Annotated in this window: 14 protein-coding genes; 4 read left to right on the top strand and 10 right to left on the bottom strand. The window is 35.1% G+C overall.

The features are described from left to right. Positions 1-2 precede the first annotated feature (2 nt). Both VK161_RS11310 and VK161_RS11305 read left to right on the top strand, forming a co-directional pair. Positions 3-1,499: a sodium:solute symporter gene (locus VK161_RS11310; RefSeq protein WP_324214891.1), complete on the top strand. Its 1,497-nt coding sequence runs from the start codon at positions 3-5 to the stop codon at positions 1,497-1,499. Positions 1,500-1,521: 22 nt separating this feature from the next. Further along, on the top strand, positions 1,522-2,436 hold the full coding sequence (locus VK161_RS11305) for a class I SAM-dependent methyltransferase (RefSeq protein WP_324214890.1): 915 nt from the start codon (positions 1,522-1,524) through the stop codon (positions 2,434-2,436). Here the strand turns inward: VK161_RS11305 and VK161_RS11300 are convergent, their stop codons facing one another. Further along, positions 2,437-2,802, bottom strand: a complete 366-nt coding sequence (locus VK161_RS11300) for a CoA-binding protein (protein ID WP_324214889.1) — start codon at positions 2,800-2,802, stop codon at positions 2,437-2,439. A 91-nt stretch (positions 2,803-2,893) separates the two neighbouring features. Here VK161_RS11300 and VK161_RS11295 point away from each other — a divergent pair, with 91 nt between their 5' ends. Together VK161_RS11295 and VK161_RS11290 are read left to right on the top strand one after the other, a co-directional pair. After that, on the top strand, positions 2,894-3,529 hold the full coding sequence (locus VK161_RS11295) for a MarC family NAAT transporter (RefSeq protein WP_324214888.1): 636 nt from the start codon (positions 2,894-2,896) through the stop codon (positions 3,527-3,529). Between the two features lie 10 nt (positions 3,530-3,539). Then, complete coding sequence (locus tag VK161_RS11290; RefSeq protein ID WP_324214887.1) at positions 3,540-4,157, top strand: chromophore lyase CpcT/CpeT; 618 nt, start codon at positions 3,540-3,542, stop codon at positions 4,155-4,157. 83 nt (positions 4,158-4,240) lie between these two features. Here VK161_RS11290 and ctlX read toward each other — a convergent pair whose 3' ends face one another. From ctlX to VK161_RS11245, 9 genes are all read right to left on the bottom strand, one after another. Then, the gene (ctlX, locus tag VK161_RS11285) at positions 4,241-5,179 is read right to left on the bottom strand and encodes a citrulline utilization hydrolase CtlX (RefSeq protein ID WP_324214886.1); all 939 of its coding nucleotides are present in this window, start codon (positions 5,177-5,179) and stop codon (positions 4,241-4,243) included. Between the two features lie 66 nt (positions 5,180-5,245). Continuing rightward, a complete protein-coding gene (locus VK161_RS11280) occupies positions 5,246-5,614 on the bottom strand; it encodes a four helix bundle protein (protein ID WP_324214885.1) in 369 nt (122 codons plus the stop codon). A 93-nt stretch (positions 5,615-5,707) separates the two neighbouring features. Beyond that, entirely contained in the window at positions 5,708-6,622 is a 915-nt protein-coding gene (locus VK161_RS11275; RefSeq protein ID WP_324214884.1) for a dimethylarginine dimethylaminohydrolase family protein, read from the bottom strand. Between the two features lie 78 nt (positions 6,623-6,700). Then, positions 6,701-8,665 carry a T9SS type A sorting domain-containing protein gene (locus VK161_RS11270; RefSeq protein WP_324214883.1) on the bottom strand — a complete coding sequence of 655 codons (1,965 nt, stop codon included), beginning with the start codon at positions 8,663-8,665 and terminating at the stop codon, positions 6,701-6,703. Between the two features lies 1 nt (position 8,666). Beyond that, positions 8,667-11,948, bottom strand: coding sequence for a hypothetical protein (locus tag VK161_RS11265; protein WP_324214882.1), 3,282 nt, complete (start codon positions 11,946-11,948; stop codon positions 8,667-8,669). A 386-nt stretch (positions 11,949-12,334) separates the two neighbouring features. Further along, on the bottom strand, positions 12,335-14,569 hold the full coding sequence (locus VK161_RS11260; protein ID WP_324214881.1) for a C25 family cysteine peptidase: 2,235 nt from the start codon (positions 14,567-14,569) through the stop codon (positions 12,335-12,337). Between the two features lie 147 nt (positions 14,570-14,716). Beyond that, the gene (locus tag VK161_RS11255) at positions 14,717-16,000 is read right to left on the bottom strand and encodes a citrate synthase (RefSeq protein WP_324214880.1); all 1,284 of its coding nucleotides are present in this window, start codon (positions 15,998-16,000) and stop codon (positions 14,717-14,719) included. 222 nt (positions 16,001-16,222) lie between these two features. Next, positions 16,223-18,490, bottom strand: a complete 2,268-nt coding sequence (locus tag VK161_RS11250) for a DUF7619 domain-containing protein (protein WP_324214879.1) — start codon at positions 18,488-18,490, stop codon at positions 16,223-16,225. 11 nt (positions 18,491-18,501) lie between these two features. Continuing rightward, positions 18,502-19,272 carry a LytTR family DNA-binding domain-containing protein gene (locus VK161_RS11245; RefSeq protein ID WP_324214878.1) on the bottom strand — a complete coding sequence of 257 codons (771 nt, stop codon included), beginning with the start codon at positions 19,270-19,272 and terminating at the stop codon, positions 18,502-18,504. Positions 19,273-19,289: the final 17 nt, after the last annotated feature.

The following is a 19,289-nucleotide window of genomic DNA, read 5'->3' as shown; positions in this document are numbered from 1 at the left end:
CTATGTCATCAACGACCATTTTAACCATTATCATTATTTATTTTGGAGTTTTGATCTTCATTTCCAACGCAATCAGTAAAAAAGACAGTAGCAACGATGCTTTTTTTAAAGCGAACAAAAACTCAAAATGGTATTTGGTTGCCTTCGGAATGATTGGAACGGCGCTTTCAGGTGTGACTTTTATTTCGGTTCCAGGTGAAGTTGGAAACCCCGATTTGCAGTTCAAATACTTTCAGTTTGTACTCGGAAATGCTTTGGGATTTTTAATCATTGCAACGGTATTACTTCCGCTGTATTATCGAATGAATTTAACGTCTATCTATAGTTATATCGAACAACGATTAGGTGTTGTAAGTTATAAAACTGCTGCGACTATTTTCTTGATTAGCAGAACAATAGGCTCAGCTTTCCGATTGTATTTGGTAGTGATCGTATTGCAAAAATTTGTGTTTGACGATTTTGGTGTTCCGTTTGCAATTACCGTGTTGATTTCATTAGCGCTAATTTTTGCTTACACCTATCGTGGCGGACTAAAAACAATTATTATTACGGATACTTTACAAACTTTCTTTTTGGTTTCTTCGGTATTTTTAACGATAATTTTCATCTGCAGAAGTCTAGATTATAGTTTTGTAGAAGCTTTTGAAGCCGTAAAAAACAGTAATTATTCGAAAGTATTTTTCTATGAAGACTATCTGAAAGGCAATTTTGTGGTGAAACAAATTCTGGGCGGAATGTTTGTAACCATTGCAATGGTTGGTTTGGATCAGGATTTAATGCAGAAAAACCTCAGTTGTGCAAACATAAGCGAAGCAAAGAAAAACATGTTTACGTTTACCGGAATTTTTGTGATAATCAATATCTTTTTTCTGAGTGTGGGTGCCCTTTTGTATTTGTATGCAGAGAAAAACGGAATTGCAGTTCCAATGGTAGATGGTGTAAAACGAACCGATTTATTGTTCCCAGAAATTGCCTTTAATTATTTGACAGGAATTCCTGCTATTGTTTTTTTATTAGGATTAACTGCTGCTACTTTTGCCACAACCGATTCGGCATTAACCGCATTAACTACTTCATTTTGTGTAGATTTTTTAGGAATGGACAAAGGTGAAAATGTAAATGCGCAGAAAACAGTTAGAACTCGTCATTGGGTTCATATCGGATTTTCATTATTGATGTTTTTGGTGATTATTATTTTTAATTCATTGAATGACAAATCAGTAGTAACCATGATTTTTAAGGTGGCGAGTTACACCTATGGACCGCTTTTAGGATTGTATGCGTTTGGATTGTTTATGAAGACTAAAACAGTTCACGACAAATTAGTACCCATTATTTGCGTGATTTCACCAATTATATGCTTTTTCATCAGTAAGTATTCGGCTGATTTATTCGGAAATTATGTAATTGATAATGAACTCATCATAGTTAATGGATTAATCACCTTTATCGGATTGCTTTTGATCAGTAAAAAAGCGACCAACCAAACCGTATTTTAAAAATTTAACCCACTCAAAAACCATGAGCTTCAAAAAAACAATCAAAAGCGTAATCAACAAATTACCGTATGTAAAAACCCTGTATCAAGAAAATTTACATACTAAAAAAAATTCTGCAGTGCCTGCTGGACACTACTACTCGCCTATTGTTTTGATTGACGACATCAAAAAACGCGAAGCACAGATTTGGAAAAACAGAGACATCGATTTTGTAAACGGAATTGAATTGAATACTCAAAAGCAAATTCAATTATTGACTGAGTTTCAAAAATACTACAATGAAATTCCTTTTAAAGAAGAGCGCGGTGAAGGATTACGATACCAATTTAAAAACGGATTCTATTCGTATACTGACGGAATTGTTTTGTATTCGATGATGCGCCACTACAAGCCTAAAAGAATGATTGAAATTGGCTCTGGATATTCTTCAGCGGTTATGTTAGACACCAATGAATTGTTTTTCAATAAACAAATTGACTTGACGTTTATTGATCCGTATCCTGATCGTTTACTTTCACTAATGACTGAAGATGATAAAAAAAATACAACAGTAATCATTAGCGATGCTCAAGTTATTGAACTGGATATTTTCAAAAAATTAGAAGCTGGAGATATTTTATTCATCGATAGTTCACACGTAGCCAAGACAGGAAGTGATGTAAACTATATTTTGTTTGAAATACTGTCTATCTTAAAAAGCGGAGTCATTATTCATTTCCACGATATCTTTTTCCCGTTTGAATACCCGAAAGATTGGGTTTACAAGCGATTCAATTGGAATGAAGATTACTTTTTAAGAGCATTTTTGATGTATAACAACGCTTTTGAAATCAAATTATTCTCTGATTACATTCATTTACACCACAAAGAAGCATTCCAAAATATGCCATTGTGCTACCACAATACAGGTGGAAATTTATGGATTGAAAAAAAGTAATTAGTACTGATTAGTTGCTAACAAGACTAAAGTACACGCTACTTCAACTTCAATATTGTTTGATTTCAAAAGTTGATAAAACTCAGGATTTTCGGTTCCAGGATTGAAGACTACTCGTTTGGGTTGGGTTTCGATGATGTAATTATAGTATTCACGCTGACGAATCGGATTCAGATACAACGTTACTGTATCAATATTTTTGAGTGGAATGTTTTTGGTTTTGATTGAAATTCCGGCTACTTCGCCCATTTGTTGTCCAATGGCCACAACAGAATGACCTTTTTCAACCAACATCGTAATGGCTTTGAATGCGTAACGGTCGGGTTTGGTGGAAGCGCCGAGAACTAAAGTTTTCTTATTTTTCATACTGCAAAATTAAGGATTAATGTTTTTAAATTAACCTGAATAATTGTTTGTTTCTCTATCTTTGCCAAAAATTAACTTTATTTCGCACAAAATGGAAGTTTTTTTCAACACATTTTTTGTTTTATTGGGAGCATTGTTTTCCGTTTTGAATCCGTTTGGCGCCATTCCGTTTTTTGTGGGATTGACACAAGACTATAAAAAAGGAGAACGTTCTAGAGTAGCGTTTTGGACTGCAATTAACGTTTGTATCATTCTACTGATTGCCTTTTTTGTGGGTGAATACGTGTTGCGCTTTTTTGGAATTACGATTCCGGCTTTGCGCATTGCGGGCGGAATTCTGATTGCGAGTTCGGGATTTGGTCTGTTGAATGCCAATCCGAAGAAACGAAAAGGAATTAGTAAAGAAGTGGAAGAAGATTTACAAAATCGAAACTCCATTGCACTTACGCCTTTAGCAATGCCCATGTTGGCTGGGCCAGGTTCGATTTCACTTTTGATTGCGTTTTATCAAGAACACAACAAAGTCATTGAAATTTTTGCCTCTTCCCTTTCCATAGTTGTAGTTTCACTCTTTATATTTTTGATTCTAAGAAGCGCACATTATTTATCGAAATACTTAGGAGCATCCGGAATTGTGGCAATTTCTCGAATTGTAGGATTTTTGACTGTCGCTATCGGAATACAATATATAATTAGTTCTGTTTTATCAATTATTCGTGGAATATAAACCTTTTTACATGAAAAAATTTGTTTCAATTGTATTTATTATCGCGCTTATTAGCTGTAAATCAAGCATAAGCAATTCAGAAAAAATCACTGGCAATTTAAACGAATTGGTAAGCATCATGCAAGGTCAGTACTCGTCTGAAGCACAATCCAAGCGTGACACGAGTTATTTCAACATTTCATTGCGTATGATTCCGATTTGGAAAAAAAGAGGTCACTATTTGTATGTTGAGCAAGCTATGTTTACTAAACAAGAAAAGCCGTATCGAGTTAGGATTTACAAAATATCGCAACGTGGAGACGAATTTGTTAGTGAAATTTACACTTTAAAAAACGAAAAAGAGTGGATTGGTAAATGGAAAACTCCCAATGCATTTGATGTTTTGACTGAAAATGATATTGAGTTAAAAGAAGGTTGCGAAGTAGTTTTGAAACGCGTTAGTAAAAACAGATTTTCAGGACAAACGGGAATTAAAACGTGTCCGAGTGAGTTGAGAAACGCTAGTTATGCCACATCAAAAGTAACCATCACTGAAAATGAAATTCTGTCATGGGATCAAGGCTTTGACCAAAACGACCAACAAGTTTGGGGTGCAGAAAAAGGTGGATATGAGTTTGTGAAGTATTGATATAGAAATTAAAGTTAAGAAAATAAAAAAATCCCAAGTTCTACTGAATTTGGGATTTTTATTTGATGTTTAAATTTTCTTCTTTATTCTTTTGGTAAAAATACCTCAGCCATCATACAACGTGCACTTCCACCGCCACAAGCTTCGATAGTGTCCAAACTTGAGTGTAAAATTGTGATGTGTTCTTCGAGTTGAGCGATTTGTTTTTTGGTTAAAGAATTATAGGCTGATGAACTCATAATTAAATACCTTCTTTCGTCGGCGCCTTGCAATTCGAGCATATTTCCTGCAAAATTATTCATCTGATCTTCGGTAATCAGAATGATTTCTTTTTCATCTGAACGAAGACTGTCCAACACCATTTTGCGCTCTTTTTTATCATCAATACAATCAGCACAAATTACAGCAAACGTATCACCAATACACATCATTACATTGGTATGGTAGATTAATTTTCGCTCACCATTTACCGTTTGATAGGCTTCAAAAATGATTGGATTTAAGTCAAAATCTTCGCAAAACTCGATGAATAGTTCTTCGTCGGCTCTGGGAGAAAGGGCACAGTAGGCTTTTCCATTTTCTCTATCCAGAACAATACTTCCTGTTCCTTCCAAGAAAAAACCATCTTCTTCGGCAGAAGTATAATCCATAATTCCGTCGTTAATGACAAAACCTTTATCCTCGAGAACATCTAAAATATCTTCTCTACGTTCGGCACGGCGATTTTCGGCAAACATTGGATACAAAACCACATCACCATTTTCGTGAAAGGAAATCCAGTTGTTTGGAAAAATACTATCCGGAGTATCAGGATCTAAAGTGTCATCAACAACAGTCACATCAACACCTACCATTCGAAGTTTTTGCACAAAGGCATCAAACTCGGCTTGGGCTTTGGCATTTACGGTTTCAGGAGTCAATCCGTCGAGTACTTTTTGATAATAATTGTTAACGGCGGTTTGTTCGTTCATTCGAAACGCCACTGGGCGAATCATGAGGATGGAATTGGTGGTTTGGTTCATTTTTTTCTGTTGTATGTTGTAAGTTCTAGGTTATATGTCATGGATTTATCTTTTCATTCTTTTGTGTTATGTTTTCCAATTTTCTTCAACATATTTTATAAAATTATAAATTTTAGCGCTTAATTCATTGTATCTATTGATAAATTCATCTTTGTTATCAATGACATTCGGGTAGAGAGCATTAATTTTTTCAATATGAAAAACCGTTTCCAAACAACTTGACCAAGAATACGTTAAAAACCTAATAAAATCAGCTTTATACCTTTTTCTACCATAGCCTTCAACTATATTTGTTGAAACTGAATCTGAGGACCTTCTTAATTGACTTCCAAGTTCAAACATTTCATACTTTGGTAATTTTAAAGAAGTACTGTGTGCTTGATAAAACAACTCTAACCCTAACTTGTATATTTCTAACTCTTTATAACTGCTCATATCATATCTTTTTGGCTTGTATTAAAAAAACAACTTACAACTTACAACTTACAACTTACAACTTACAACTTACAACTTATAACCTAAAACATATCAATCCCTAATAAGTGGCAAAGTAGAACACCTCAACAATCCTTCTTGTTTGGCGATTTCGGCATAGGGAATTTCTTCCACAATAAAGCCTTGTTCGCGAAGCCAAGTGTTGAGTCGGGTGAAATTGCGTTCCGAAACTACAACATTTTCATCAATGGAAAATACGTTGGAATTCATGTGGTACATTTCGTCGCGAGTGATGTGAAAGAGGTTTTCTTTTCCGAAAAGATTTACCAAATAAACATAATCGGCTTCTTCACGGAAACCACTTTTGTAGATGATACCTTTGTCTTTTCCTACCGGCTGAAAGCAACAATCCAAATGCAAAGCGTTGTCGCGTGCTTCTAGTTTTGATTTTACCAAGTCGAATTCTTTTACAATTTTATGCGGAAATAATTCCTTGATGTAGTTGACGCCTGCCATATTAGTACGCGCGGTGATGAACGAAGAATAATCGGAGCCTTTGTAGGTTCCAATGAAAATATAGTCGTTCCAGAGCATCACATCTCCGCCTTCGATGTGCACCTCTTCGGGTGGACGCACTACTTTATTAGGGTCAATTTGGTCGATGACGTATTGAATAGCGTCGAGTTCGCGGTTTCTATCGGGAAGAATATTGGCTTTAATGAAAACATCATCAATCACAAAACCAATGTCACGGGTAAAAATTTGATTGTAATTTTCAATCATTTCAGGACGAAACACTTTGACATCGTATTTTTGAAACACTTGATTGAAGGCTTCCATTTCGGCTACCATATCTGCTTCTATCGGATACGTACCCGCTAGTATGTGTTCTAATGATTTTGGATCGTAGGCTTCCTCGGCAGTTGGTGTTGGACCATTATTTACGGCCGAACCTAGTACAACAGCTCGTAATCTGGATGTTTCGTTTTTAACGTTGAGTGGTAACATAAATTTGCTTTTGGCATTAGGCAAATATAAAAAAGCTCCGCCGATTGGCGAAGCTTTTGTTGATAAGTAGTTGTGAAATTAGTTTTTAATCAATTTCTCCGACATTGATTCTCCATCATCAGTATCAATCGTAATGATATAGACGCCTTTTTCGTAGTTGCTGATTTGAACTTTCATTTTATCGGTTGCATCAGAAGATTGTTCAAACACCACTTTACCATCAATTGACGTAATGGTGAGTTTAGTGAATACTGTTCCTTTGGTCACAATTTCAATAAAATTGCTGGATGGATTCGGAATGATGGCAAAACCTTTGAGTTTTTTTATCAGATTAACGTCATCAATATTAGGAGAAGCTTGAATTGGACTCACTTGTTCATCTTCACGGTACACATAACTGCCAGAACAACCTTCGGGATAAGCTGCAAATTGAGCGCCTTCAACGGCTTCAAAACCTGGATTCAGTTCGACAAAATTCTCTGCATGATACACTACTCCGTTAGCCAAGGCATTATTTCCAAACGAAATTACGTTGGATGCTTTGATCCAATCCGAACGTTCGCGTTGGCAAATGGCTACTGGTGCTAAATTATTATGATCGTCTGAAGGCGATGTTAATACTAATGTAGGCATGCAACAATCGATAAAAGTAACATCCGGACCAATTCCTGATGAATTATCTGAGATTTCGTAAACAAACAATCCGGCCGGACAATTCACATTGAAATTCGCATGCACTTGAAACTCGAATTCGCCAGTTGGATCGGCTCCAAATAGACTTGGAAGTACTGTAAAGCAAAATGAATTGGCTGTAAGCTGAGAAGGCACATTTACTGTTCCGATTACGGTTCCGTTTTGAACAATGTCTAATACAATGGAACTTAAAGTTGCATTTACAGGCGGACTGTAGGTTCCACAAACTTCCATCGGAACATTATTAATCACATCAGGACAATTGAAATGAGTTGGATCAATATTCAATGCTCCCAATTGAGGTGTTGCACATACAAATCCGCAAATATTATCAATATAAACCGTTCCGAAATGTGCTGAAGGTTGACAATCACTCACCGTGAATTCAATCGTTCCGGGTTGATTTAGAATTTCACCCACATTCAATCGGGCGCAAATCCAACCAGTATAGAGTACGCGTCGTTCTTCGTTTACACTAATTACATTAAACAAACAATTTTCAGGATTGGCAATGATGCATATTTCGTCCACAATATTGCCATTTTGATCCCTAACTCTGGCTCTAAAAAAGGGTTGAATATCCTGACCATGCTGTGGTTTATTGTCCATTATTAGTGAAAAATTAAAATCGATAGTCGATTGATTAATCACCGGAAAATACCGTGACACTGTCGTCTGATCAGAAGAACCAAATCCGCCTGTATTATTCAATTTTATACAACGCGTTCCTCCGTTAGTATTCAACGTTGGCATATTAACATTGAAATTTGTCAAAATAGGATCAAACTGCTGGTAATTATTTGCAGTACTATTGATGACAGTTGCTCTGGAATTAAAATTGTTAGTTGTTGGATTAATTACATTGGTAGCCGTCAAAGCCGTTGGTGTAGCGCACGAAAGAAAAAAGTCGACACCTGATTGAGGTTGAGGATGATTATCCGACCAAAATGAGTAGCCTACAGTTCCCGATTCGAAATCGCCATTGACACAATTTTGTGCAATTGAACTCGGAATTGGACTTGATATATAACTGTTTTTTTTCTCTGGATTTCTGACGAAAAACAACTTTCTTAGTTCGTGTTTTTTGGCATTAATCATGGCCGCTTCTAACTCGAGTTGCGTAAAGTGTTCCTCGTGCATCAGATGTTCGATGAGTTCATCTGTAATTTCTTTTGATAATTTATAGCTGCTGAAATTAGCTTTGATAAAGTTCTCGATTTCAATTTCGGTTTGATTGGAAACTAAGACTCTATTGTTCTCTGATTCGATGTACTCGTTTAGTTGAGCTGAAGCAGATAAAGCAAATAAAAGAATGCTGTAAATTAAAGCTATTTTGATGATTCGTAGCATATCATTTTGTTTTTTCGATAAGGGATTTTACTAGAACTTTTAGCTCTTCTATCTCTTTACCTTGTTGTTCAATTGCAGAAGCTTGTTCTTTTACTATTTTATCTTGCTCAATAACATACAAGGTCAATTCTTCGATTTTCTCCATTTGTTTAGCTTGCATTTCTGCTACATCCAATCCGTCTTTAGCTAAATCTGAAGCTGAATCCACACCAGGTAAATGTTTGTTTACTCTTATGAATTTCTCAACATCTGATAATGGCATTAACTTGTAGTTGTCATCAAAAACATAATCGGCCCAATTAGCAGTACCTCGTAAAGCCACTTTTACTTTTTCGGTTAAAATTCCACCCTCAACAAACAGTTTATAATTTCCTGTTGCATTAGGAAAATTGGGCGTTGAGCCTAAATAAATTTTACCATGAGCTGTGCTTGTTGCAGTGTTGAACCAAATGTTTCTGTTGTTCATGTTCACTACTCTATTGTTGTTGGTTGTAGTCGATTGATTAATGCTACCATTATTAGCATACAAACTGGTATCAACAGAAGCGATTTGATAAGGTGTTGCTGTTGAACCATTACCTGTAACTGTTATGTTATTTCCTGCGATAACATTGGTAGTTGGCAATGCAACTGTATTTCCGTTGGAAATGGTTAAATTATTTCCCACTAATGTTAATGATTGTGCATCAGTGTCAGTATCAGTAAAGGTTGGAAGAGTAAACGAACCTCCGTTGTTAGAGAGAGTAATTACATTTCCGCTTTGAGTCAGCGTTTGAAGTTCGTTAGTTGTGCTTCCATCCACTTCGGTAAACGTTGGCAATACAACTGAATTTCCGTTGGAAATGGAAAGGTTGTTACCAACTAAACTTAAAGTTTGTCCATCGTCATCTTGCGATGCAATTTGAAATGGATTCGCTGATGTACCCGAACCCGTTACAGTTACGTTATTTCCTGCAATTACATGAGTAGTTGGAAGCGTTACTGTATTTCCATTTAAAATTGATAAATTATTTCCGACTAATGATAACGATTGTGCATCAGTATCAGTAAAGGTTGGTAAGGTAAACGAACCGCCGTTATTGGAAAGTGTGATTACATTTCCGCTTTGAGTCAGCGTTTGAAGTTCGTTGGTTGTACTTCCATCCACTTCGGTAAACGTTGGCAATACAACTGAATTTCCGTTGGAAATGGAGAGATTATTTCCCGAAAGAGTTAAGGTTTGTCCATCGTCATCTTGCGATGCAATTTGAAATGGATTTGTTGCTGTACCCGAACCTGATACAGTAACATTGTTTCCAGCAATTACATGAGTAGTTGGAAGCGTCACTGAATTTCCGTTTAAAATTGATAAATTATTTCCAACTAATGATAACGATTGTGCGTCGGTATCAGTAAAAGTGGGTAAGGTAAATGAACCTCCATTATTGGAAAGAGAAACAATATTGCCGTTTTGTGATAAAGTTTGAAGTTGAGCAGCAATTTGAAATGGATTTGTTGACGTTCCGTTTCCTGTTACAGTTACATTATTTCCGGCAATTACATGAGTAGTTGGAAGCGTCACTGAATTTCCGTTTAAAATTGACAAATTATTTCCAACTAACGATAACGATTGTGCGTCGGTATCGGTAAAAGTGGGTAAGGTAAATGAACCTCCATTATTGGAAAGTGTTATCACATTTCCTGATTGAGATAATGTTTGAAGTTCATTGGTTGTGCTTCCGTCAATTTCAGAAAAATTTGGAATTGGTAATGTTACTGGATTACTCGCCACTCCATTTACAGTAGTAACCAATTGATTTTCTGCATTGATTGAATTTGAAATCGAATTTACAATTGGAGCTACAGATGAAATGTTGTTCACATTACTGGTCATCAGATTTCCATCCGAAGTTAGTACGTTGGTTGTTGTACCATTTGACATGTATTGAAGAACCACATCTCCATCAGCATTGACTGTTAAAAATTTATTAGTTGCAGGGTTGGCTGTAGGATTGAATGAACTTGTTAAATTGGTAAATCTAAGTCCGGAAAGATCTTTAGCTTCACTTTTAATCTCAAGAGTGTTTTTGGGTATTGTAGTGTTAATTCCGATCATTCCTGGTTTTGTAGAAGCATTATCAATGCTACTCACTCTATTCATATTGTAACCAAAAATCACATTCCCGATGTTTAAGAAATTATTGCTTAAAGGATTAACTTGAAAACCTGGGCTAAGAGAAGAACTATTTCCTAACAATATATTACCATTCCCTGTGTTTCCACCCGCGTTTTCTCCGATGACAATATTTTTCGAACCTGAATCTATTCCCGAATTATTTCCTAAAAACAAATTGTTAGATCCTGAATTGGTTGAATAACCTGCACTTGCTCCAATAAAAATATTATTTGATCCATTTTCCAAAAAATGACCTGTAAAATATCCTATGTATAAATTTTTATCACCTGTTTTAAGGGTTTTACCAGCAGCCATTCCCATGAAAATATTGTTATTTCCAGTTGACAATTGTCCTGAAGAAACTCCAATTCCAACATTATTATTTCCATTCGTATTTTTTTGCAAAGACCATGTTCCTAATGCTATATTATTATCTCCATTTAGATTCAGTTCAAGTGAAGCTGGACTTAGAGCAATATTATAATTTCCTTGGCGATTGTTGTAAAGAGCTCTATAACCTAAAGCAGTATTTGAAAATCCTTCATTATTGAATTTTCCTGATTCTGCTCCTATGAATGTATTACCAAAACCCGTTGTGTTTCCGTTACCCGACGATGAACCAACAAAAGTATTTACAAATCCCGTTGTGTTGGATTTACCTGAGTTTTCTCCAATTGAAATATTAAAGAAATTCAAAACGTTATCCGAATTATTTCCAGCACCTCGTCCGATGTTAATATTTGAAAAACCACCTTGACCTGAATTCAGTCCGAATGATGTAATCGAAAAACCGATTCGTCCACTATTCACATTATTTCTCTTGAATTTAAAATCTTCATTGTCGGTTGTTCCGATAAAATGCTCATCCACAGAAGTTCCAGAATTTCCATTCACCTTCCAGAAATTACTTTGATTTTGATTGTCAAATTCTGTATTGGATGGTAATCCGTTGTTCTTATTCAATGCAGAATAATACAACGAATCTTTTTTCATCTCAAGAAAATAACTTTCAATGATGCTCTTTTTTGAATTTTCAAATTCTGAAGTCGAATTGGTTTGTGCTTTGCTTTTTGAAGAAGCACCGAATAAAACCAAAATAGTAAGTAAAAAAGTAATTTTCATTCTCATAATTGTGCAGTTTAGGAATTATAAATCAATCAAATGCATTCGTTGAAAAACCATCAATTACTTAGGGTGAGTAGTTGATTAATGGTGTTGATTTATAGGGTATTACAACACGAGAACTAAATTATTTGGGAAATACTAATTGCTGTATTTCTTTCAACTAATTTATTAATCCAAATGTATATTTATTTTCATCAAATTATTCTATAAAATACACAAATAATCGATATAATACATTAATTTAAAAAAATATAAAGTAAATATCCTACAATTTACTAATGACTCATAAATATAAAATAATTGATTTTTTTTTCAATTAGGTTCAGATTAATACAAAAAAAAACTCCACAAAAGTGGAGCTTATTTTTATAAAGAAAATAAAGGGTGAACTATCTCACTTCAACTTTAATGACTTTGCTAACTGAATCTGAAGTAATCGTTAAGAAATACAAACCTGCTGATAACGAGTCTGTTGATAGTGAATAATCTGAACTTAGATTGACATTTTGTTGGGTCATCATGACTCTTCCATTAATGTCAAACATTTGGATTGTAGCTTCTGAAATTCCGCCTCCTCTAGTTGATATAGTAAGTATACTTGAAACCGGATTTGGATGAACTGTGAAAAGATTTTCATAGGACGAAACTCCCAATGCTTCCACAGCTATTTCACCTCTGTACGGTTTGGTATTGTCTTTTGTTAAAGTAACTTTGAGGTTATTCATTGATGTTAAAGTCGGAATTTCAATAGTGGCAATACCGTCAACAATTTCAGAAAGAGCTATAATTTCGTTGTCTTGTGTTATTGAAACAAGAGCACCATTTGTATTTGATAAAACCTCTAAATTGCCGCCGCTAGCAGAAATTGTTTCAACATGATTGGCAGTGATATTAGTAGTCACTTTGCTTCTGAAGATAGTAGATGGATCACCAAAAAATACCCATGTTTGCATTACTTCTTGAGAAGTTGGACTTTGATTGTAGGCTTCCAACATACTAATTTGACCATTGTAAAAAAGACCTCCTAATGATGTTTTGATGTTTTCAGAATCACTTCTTACAATTAATTCGGTCATTTCATCCTGAGTTTGCATGGGTTCAGCCCAAGCCATCAGTATAGACGAACCGCAAGAAGCAATTGCACCTGTTGGAGTTCCTAAATATTTTACTCTAGTAAATGCTTCGCAAAGTGAAGTTGATCCTACAAATGTTCCGTTGTTACATGCAACTGAAATCACAAAAGGATACTTATTCGTATTGGTCAGTGCATTCACATTACTATTAGTGTAATCACCTGTTGAAACACCTTCCGTCCAGCCGTGACCTGTATAATTTAATAATCCAGCACCTTGATTAATTGCGGTAGAAATCATCGCTGCCGATGGGCTATTGTCAGCATCATTACCTCCGTGTGAACCATCATAAAACTCATGAATAGTTGAATAACCATAATTGGTCAGTACTGTTCCAATATTACGCAAATGTTGCCAATCAGGCTCACCATCATCACCATACCCATCACCTTCATTAGAACCGATTCCGATAGCTTTAGTCATCCAATCACCCGTAAATGGGTTAGTTTCATATTCTAATGTACGTGTTATCATGGTTTGAACCTCAACCACATTTCCTGAAAAGCGTCCAACGATTAATTCAGGGAAATAATCATCTCCTTCTAATTGCCCGTAAAAAGAATCACTCCATAATTGCTCTTGAGCTCCAGTTATTCCATAGGAATGGCAAGGCAAATTTTCATGATCTCCAACCAATTGAACGTATACTAAACCCGGATTATTGGCGTAAAAATCTTGAATAAAACTTTTTATTGCAGCAGAGGTGGTTCCGGTTTGGTCTAAAGTTACAACAGTAGTTTTAATTCCTCTTTCAATCTTCCAATTTATGTACGATTGTAAAGTTGATACATAATTGGATGGTGTGATAACTAATAAATCACCCTCTTCTTGAACAGGGTTGTATTGGGTTGAATTGAGGTATAAATTTTTGTATAACGAATTAAAAACGGTATTTGTAGCTATAGCAACATTCGTTTTTTCATTGAGTCCAACTACTGAAGTGTTTGTATTAACTCCAATTCGCAGGTTTTTATAAACTCGTAATTTTTTAGTTACTGGATTGTATTGGTACGGATAAAAAGTGACCACAGCTCCACGAGTATCTCTGAAGATAAATGGGTTTCCTACTTCAGCCAATTTGCCTGGGTAAAAAGCATTTTCGTTATAGTTTGGACCAAATACATGAGGAATCTCACTTGGATTTACATTACGTTTCAAACTTCCTTTTGATGGCAATACGTTTACATTGTCATATTCGTCAAAACCGTCATTTACTATAGTATACGAAACTTTTCCTACATTAGGCAACTGAACTGATTTAGAAAATGTAGGCAACGATGGTGCGTCTTTTTCCATAGTGAAGATTTTAGATATTGAGCTGAAATCTTCATACGTAACACCATCAACATTTTTGGTAATTGAATTGTAATTTGAGACTTTGTTTTCTACAACTAAATTTGTTGCAACATTGGAAATGATTTTCATTTCTTGAGCATTTGTCATTAATCCAAAAAACAATGAAATGATGAGTAAAAGGTAGATTTTTTTCATAGCAATAGTTATCAGTGATAGTGTAAACCAATAGAATGATACTTTAAGAAAAAAATAGCTTATTCTATTAGAAATCAAATATATAAAATTTTTCAACACAAGCAACACCTATAAAAAAAACGACTCCGAATGAAGTCGTTTTTTGTATTATCTTTTATCCATTGGGACAAAATCGCGTAATGGATAACCTGTGTATACTTGTCTTGGTCTTCCAATTGGTTCTTTATTGATGCGCATCTCTTTCCATTGAGCAATCCAACCTGGTAAACGACCGATGGCAAAAAGAACTGTAAACATATCCGTTGGAATTCCTAAGGCGCGGTAAATAATTCCGGAGTAGAAATCAACGTTTGGATATAACTTTCTAGATACAAAGTAGTCATCTACTAAAGCGGATTCTTCTAATTTTTTTGCAATTTGAAGAATCGGATCATCAACACCCAAAGTAGCCAACACTTCATCGGCTGCTTTTTTAATGATTTTTGCTCTTGGGTCAAAGTTTTTGTATACTCTGTGTCCGAATCCCATCAAACGGAACGGATCGTCTTTGTCTTTTGCTTTGGCTAAATATTTTTCAGCATCACCACCATCTTTCTGAATGTCTTCTAACATTTCCAAAACTGCTTGGTTAGCTCCACCGTGCAATGGACCCCAAAGTGCCGAAACTCCGGCAGAAATAGAAGCAAATAAACCTGCATGAGACGAACCAACGATTCTTACCGTCGATGTTGAACAATTTTGCTCGTGATCAGCATGAAGGATGAATAATTTATCTAATGCATCGATTACTTTTGGGTTGGAAGCATAAGGACCAGTTGGCAATTCAAACATTAAGCGCATGAAATTTTCAACGTAACCTTTAGTATTATCATAATAATTCAACGGATAGCCCATCATTTTACGGTACGTCCAAGTGGCAATAACCAAAAATTTACCCATGGTTTTGCACACCGCTTCGTACATTTCTTTTTCGTTATCAACATTAACCACTTTTGGATTGAAAGCTGTTAAAGCAGAAGTTAACGAAGATAAAACGCCCATTGGATGTGCCGTTTTTGGAAAACCATCAATGATATTTTTCATCTCTTCGTTGACCAAAGTGTATTTTCTGATATCCGTTTCAAATTGAGCCAATTGTGCTTTTGTTGGCAATTCTCCGAAAATCACTAAATAAGACACTTCTAAGAAATCGGCTTTTTCAGCTAAATCTTCAATTGCATAACCTCTGTAACGCAAGATTCCTTCTTCTCCATCAAGAAAAGTAATGTCACTTTTACAAGAACCCGAGTTTTTATAACCTGGATCTAAAGTGATGGCTCCAGTTAGAGCGCGTAGTTTTTCAATATCGATGGCGGGTTCGTTTTCACTTCCTACAATTACGGGAAACTCATACTTTTGGCCTTCGTATTCTAATATTGCTGTTTTTGACATGATATAATATGGAAATTAAGTCTGATAAATAATAATTTAACAAATTTATGGAATTCCAAATGAATTAAAAAACAAATACAGCAACGAAATCGTTAATTTTTTTGTAAAATCTGCAAGATTGATATAGATAAAAAGGAAATGAAACTTTTACTGTAAAAAACTGATTTTGTTTACAGCCACGAATTCGCCTAATAGAATTTGAACTCGTGGCTTACCAACTAACTATTCTTTTATGATTTTCTCTACTTTCACTCCAGCCTCTGAAGTAATTTTGACAAAATAGATTCCGTTTGATTGATTTGAAATATCGATTGAAGCAGTTGTTTCGTTTAGAATTTGTGTTTGCAATAATCTTCCTTGAATATCGTACAATTGAATGGATTTGATTGTGTTATTGCAATTGACATTCACCATTGAAGTTGTAGGATTCGGATGAACTGATATTGAATGATCCACTTCAAAATCACCATTACTCAATGTTTGGAACGTTGTGTTTGCCAAATTGGTTTCAATTGGAGCGTTGTAATCGAAATAAATATTGGCTTGTTTTCCCACAGTTGCACCGTTTTGAAGATTGTCTTTGGTTTTTATTTTCAGTAAAACATTTCCATGTCCACCTGATTCAAGTGCAATGTTTTGAAAAATAAATTCGACTACATTAGCATTTTGTCTGATGTAAGCATTGTGTGATGTGTGCAGCATTTGCAACGAATTGACATCAAATTTTGTAGCATCAATATTGGTCCGAACTACAACATTTTCAGCTTCTGAAGTACCTGTGTTTTCAAAATTGATGACGTAATGAAGGTATTCACCTATTTCAGAAGCAGGAACAACATCGCCTTCTAAACAAGTAATATCGTTAGGATCATACGAACCCACAACAATTTGATTGAAGTCAAACACATTGTCTTGAGGATTTTCGTCGTCTTGTGTTGGAGTTACTGAGGCTTGAAAAACCAATTCGTCTCCAATATTCATTGGCGGAACATCGGTAGGTGCATTAACCATAAAACTGACATTGGTTTGTAGCGTTTCAAAAGGTTGCAAATCAGTAAAATTCCAAATTAAAGAATCCTCGATTTGAGCATTCGGAAAGATTCCTGAATCTAAAAAGTCAAGTAACCCATCGTTGTAACTAAGCATGAATTGCCCACTTAACATAAAATTACCTTTGTTTTTGATGAGTACTTGATAGATTGCTGTAAAACCGGGTCGAGCTGGAACAATTGGAGCAATTACAATTTCTGCATCGGTATGTATGCCATTGGCTGAAAGGCAAAAATTTTGAACAGCAACATTGTTATTATTATTGGAAAAAGGAATCGTTGCAGTAGTTGGAGAAAAAGTAAACCAAGTTGGATTTTCAATATTGGGTGTTACTGTGAAATTTCCTAGGTTGACATAAAAATTGTAATCTCCTTCAGAGTTGGTAAAAGTGGCACCTTGATTGGTTCCATTGTTAATATCAATTCGAATGTTGGGATACGAAACATCATTGGCATCACAGCCATTATTATCTGAATCAAATAGAATAGAACCTGTTATCGTGTTGTAATTCCCACCTGGAGTAAAGGAACAATACGAATTTACAATTGAAATATTTGAAAAAGTAGACAAAGTATTGATCTCTATTTCATCGGCACAAAGGTAATTGATTGGAATTGAAGGATTGGTAAAAAAAAGACTCGTCGATCGACCGTTCTTGATGTTTAAAAATTCTATTGGAACATTAATATTACCAAATCTTAACACTGAAAGATTCGGCAAATTTGAAACGTCAATACTAGCAATAGGACTTTGCCTGATATCCAATGTTTGTAAAGAAGGTAAACTCGACAAGTTTAGGGATGTAATTATGTTATTTGGTGCATCTAACGTAGACAGTAAAGGCAAAAAATTGGCTGAAAGTTCTGTAAGTTGATTTGTTCCACAGTCGATTGAACTCAAACTAATACAATTAGTAACATTTAGACTTGTAATTTCATTTGATGCACAAGAAATCCCAACCAAGTCAATCAATCCAGAGGCATCAAGACTAGTTAAATTATTATTATCTACGTTTATTACTGTTAGTGATGTACAACCTGAAACATTCAGAGATGACAAAATACCATTCGAGAAATAAACTCCAGTTAAACTTGAACAATTGGCAACATTTAAACTGAGCAATTGAGGATTTGGCTGAATGTTTAATGTAGTTAAATTATCCAAACCCGAAGTGTTCAAAGTGACTAAAGAATTGTTTTGGACAAAAAGTTGAACTAGATTAACGAAGAATTCTATTCCTGTTAAATCAGATATATTAGAATTTGAAAGATTTAAACTCGTCACAACTTGAGCCTCATTTGCTTGAATTTCACCATCTGTATTGGTATCAACTCCCAATTGAATCAACTTCGCTTTAAAATTCGCATCTGGAATGGTTATGATTTGTGCAAACGAACAAATTGAAAAACAAAATACGATTAATACTAAATACTTTTTCATGATGATTCTATTTAATTGTTCAACTGTTTGGTTAACATTTCTTGCAATTGCTCTTTCTTTCGTTGTGAAATCGGAAGATTGCTATTGTCGGCCATGATGACATAACCACCGTCTTTTTTTATGAATGATTTTAAAAATGCCAAATTGATCAAATGCGATTGGTGAATGCGAACAAAACCGTGTTCGGTGAGTAATTCTTCGTATTCCTTTAAGGTCTTTGAAATCAGAATTGGTTTACTGTTTTTGATGTAAAATTTGGTGTAATTGTCTTCACTTTCGCAGCGAATGATATCACTGATTTCAAAAAGATGAATTCCATCCGAATTGGACAAAGCGATTCGCTTGAAATGATCAACTTTCTTTCTTATGTTTTCCAACAGTAAGTCAATATGAGCGTAATTATTGTTCTTTTCTAATACTTCATGAATTTTACCAACTACCTTTTTTAATTCGTCGGGATCAACCGGTTTGAGCAAAAAATCCAAGGCACTGAATCGGAATGCTTTTATTGCGTATTGCTCGTGAGCAGTAATAAAAACAATATGCGCAGACGATTTACCGTTTTTAACTGCCAATTGCTCTAAAATATCAAAACCAGTTCCGTCATTGAGTTGGATGTCTAAAAAAACAACTTCGGGTTTCAATTTGTCAATAACCTCTATTCCGCTTGCAACACTTTCGGCTTCACCAATGATTTGAATTTGGGGAGCGCACAAGGCAAGTAAACCTTTCATTCCGTTGCGAAGGTTGCTGTCGTCGTCTATTAATACTGCTGTAATCATATTTCTTGCTACCGATT

Origin of the sequence: Flavobacterium sp. (assembly GCF_035299245.1) — a bacterium.
In the GTDB taxonomy this organism is placed as follows: Bacteria; Bacteroidota; Bacteroidia; order Flavobacteriales; family Flavobacteriaceae; genus Flavobacterium.
The sequence above is the reverse complement of the archived record's forward strand: the minus strand, read 5'-3'. Positions and strand labels throughout refer to the sequence as shown.